At 51.4% G+C, this 3,108-nt stretch carries 1 rRNA gene; it reads right to left on the bottom strand.

The window, feature by feature from the left end:
- Nucleotides 1-8 precede the first annotated feature (8 nt).
- Nucleotides 9-2,897 (bottom strand): 23S ribosomal RNA (locus Q5L94_RS13215).
- Between the last annotated feature and the right edge of the window lie 211 nt (nt 2,898-3,108).

Below are 3,108 nucleotides of genomic sequence, written 5' to 3'. Positions count from 1 at the left end.
GGTGTTGTATGGTTAAGTCTCACGGGCAATTAGTACGGGTTAGCTCAACGCATTACTACGCTTCCACACCCCGCCTATCAACGTTGTAGTCTTCAACAACCCTTCAGAGCACTCTAAGTGCTAGTGACAGCTTATCTCGAGGCTCGCTTCCCGCTTAGATGCTTTCAGCGGTTATCGATTCCGAACGTAGCTACCGGGCAATGCCACTGGCGTGACAACCCGAACACCAGAGGTTCGTCCACTCCGGTCCTCTCGTACTAGGAGCAGCTCCTCTCAACTCTCAAACGCCCACGGCAGATAGGGACCGAACTGTCTCACGACGTTCTAAACCCAGCTCGCGTACCACTTTAAATGGCGAACAGCCATACCCTTGGGACCGACTTCAGCCCCAGGATGTGATGAGCCGACATCGAGGTGCCAAACACCGCCGTCGATATGAACTCTTGGGCGGTATCAGCCTGTTATCCCCGGAGTACCTTTTATCCGTTGAGCGATGGCCCTTCCATTCAGAACCACCGGATCACTATGACCTACTTTCGTATCTGCTCGACGTGTCTGTCTCGCAGTTAAGCTGGCTTCTGCCATTGCACTAACCGTACGATGTCCGACCGTACTTAGCCAACCTTCGTGCTCCTCCGTTACTCTTTGGGAGGAGACCGCCCCAGTCAAACTACCCACCAGGCACTGTCCACAACCCCGATAAGGGGCCAATGTTAGAACATCAAACATACAAGGGTGGTATTTCAAGGATGGCTCCACACCAACTGGCGCCAGTGCTTCAAAGCCTCCCACCTATCCTACACATGTAGGTTCAATGTTCAGTGCCAAGCTGTAGTAAAGGTTCACGGGGTCTTTCCGTCTAGCCGCGGGTACACAGCATCTTCACTGCGATTTCAATTTCACTGAGTCTCGGGTGGAGACAGCGTGGCCATGGTTACACCATTCGTGCAGGTCGGAACTTACCCGACAAGGAATTTCGCTACCTTAGGACCGTTATAGTTACGGCCGCCGTTTACCGGGGCTTCGATCAAGAGCTTCGTCCGAAAACTAACCCCATCAATTAACCTTCCGGCACCGGGCAGGTGTCACACCGTATACGTCCACTTTCGTGTTAGCACAGTGCTGTGTTTTTAATAAACAGTCCCAGCCACCTGGTCACTGCGGCCACCAGCAGCTCTTGACGCGAAGTCAATTACCGCCAGTGGCGTACCTTCTCCCGAAGTTACGGTACTATTTTGCCTAGTTCCTTCACCCGAGTTCTCTCAAGCGCCTTAGTATTCTCTACCTGACCACCTGTGTCGGTTTGGGGTACGGTCAATGTTCACCTGAAGCTTAGAGGCTTTTCCCGGAAGCATGGCATCAATAACTTCGCACCCTTGGGTGCTCGTCTCGTGTCTCGGCCTTAAGGGTCCGGATTTACCTAAACCCTCAGCCTACGCACTTTCACCGGGACTACCAACGCCCGGCTTACCTAGCCTTCTCCGTCCCCCCATCGCAATGAACATCGGTACAGGAATATTGACCTGTTTTCCATCGACTACGCGTTTCCGCCTCGCCTTAGGGGCCGACTTACCCTACCCTGATTAGCATGGGATAGGAAACCTTGGTCTTCTGGCGTGGGAGTTTTTCACTCCCATTATCGTTACTCATGTCAGCATTCGCACTTCTGATATGTCCAGCAGTCCTCTCGAACCACCTTCGCCCACTTACAGAACGCTCCCCTACCCCGCATGATAAATCATGCAGCCGCAGCTTCGGTGTATGGCTTAGCCCCGTTACATCTTCCGCGCAGGCCGACTCGACTAGTGAGCTATTACGCTTTCTTTAAAGGATGGCTGCTTCTAAGCCAACCTCCTAGCTGTCTCTGCCTTCCCACATCGTTTCCCACTGAGCCATAACTTCGGGACCTTAGCTGGCGGTCTGGGTTGTTTCCCTCTTCACGACGGACGTTAGCACCCGCCGTGTGTCTCCCGGATAGTACTCATTGGTATTCGGAGTTTGCATGGGGTTGGTAAGTCGGGATGACCCCCTAGCCCAAACAGTGCTCTACCCCCAATGGTATTCGTCCGAGGCTCTACCTAAATAGATTTCGGGGAGAACCAGCTATCTCCGGGCTTGATTAGCCTTTCACTCCTAGCCACAAGTCATCCCCTCATTTTTCAACATAAGTGGGTTCGGTCCTCCAATTGATGTTACTCAATCTTCAACCTGCTCATGGTTAGATCGCCCGGTTTCGGGTCTATACCCTGCAACTCAACGCCCAGTTAAGACTCGGTTTCCCTACGGCTTCCCTATACGGTTAACCTTGCTACAGAATATAAGTCGCTGACCCATTATACAAAAGGTACGCAGTCACGGAACAAGTCCGCTCCTACTGCTTGTACGTACACGGTTTCAGGTTCTGTTTCACTCCCCTCGCCGGGGTTCTTTTCGCCTTTCCCTCACGGTACTGGTTCACTATCGGTCAGTTGGGAGTATTTAGCCTTGGAGGATGGTCCCCCCATATTCAGTCAGGATATCACGTGTCCCGACCTACTCGATTTCACTTATCATGCACCTTCACATACCGGGCTCTCACCGTCTGTGGCTCCGCTTCCCATCGGATTCTGTTAGCACAAGTTAAGCTTAAGGGCTGCTTCCCGTTCGCTCGCCGCTACTGGGGAAATCTCGGTTGATTTCTTTTCCTCCGGGTACTTAGATGTTTCAGTTCTCCGGGTTCGCTTCCTGGCACCTATTGATTCAGTGCCGGATACTCTGTAAACAGAGTGGGTTTCCCCATTCGGAAATCCATGACTCAAGTGCCTCTTACTGGCTTATCATGGCTTATCGCAAGTTAGTACGTCCTTCATCGCCTCCAACTGCCTAGGCATCCACCGTGTACGCTTAGTCACTTAACCATACAACCCGAAGGTGTCTGGCATACGTGACCAAGATTGTTTGTTCTCGCTGTACACAAGTTCGATACGCCTCTACCAAATCAGTTTGTTCAAGTAGAGTGGCATTTCTTACTTTTAATATTACAATCAGCTTTTCATGTTGTTAAAGAGCACGTAACGCTTAGTTACCGGTAAATATTCTTGTTTAAGAACACTTAACGCTAACGGTTAC

The sequence above is a fragment of the Idiomarina sp. Sol25 genome (assembly GCF_033052775.1).
Classification (GTDB): Bacteria; Pseudomonadota; Gammaproteobacteria; order Enterobacterales; family Alteromonadaceae; genus Idiomarina.
Note: the sequence above shows the minus strand (reverse complement) of the source record. Positions and strands in the feature narration are given on the sequence as shown.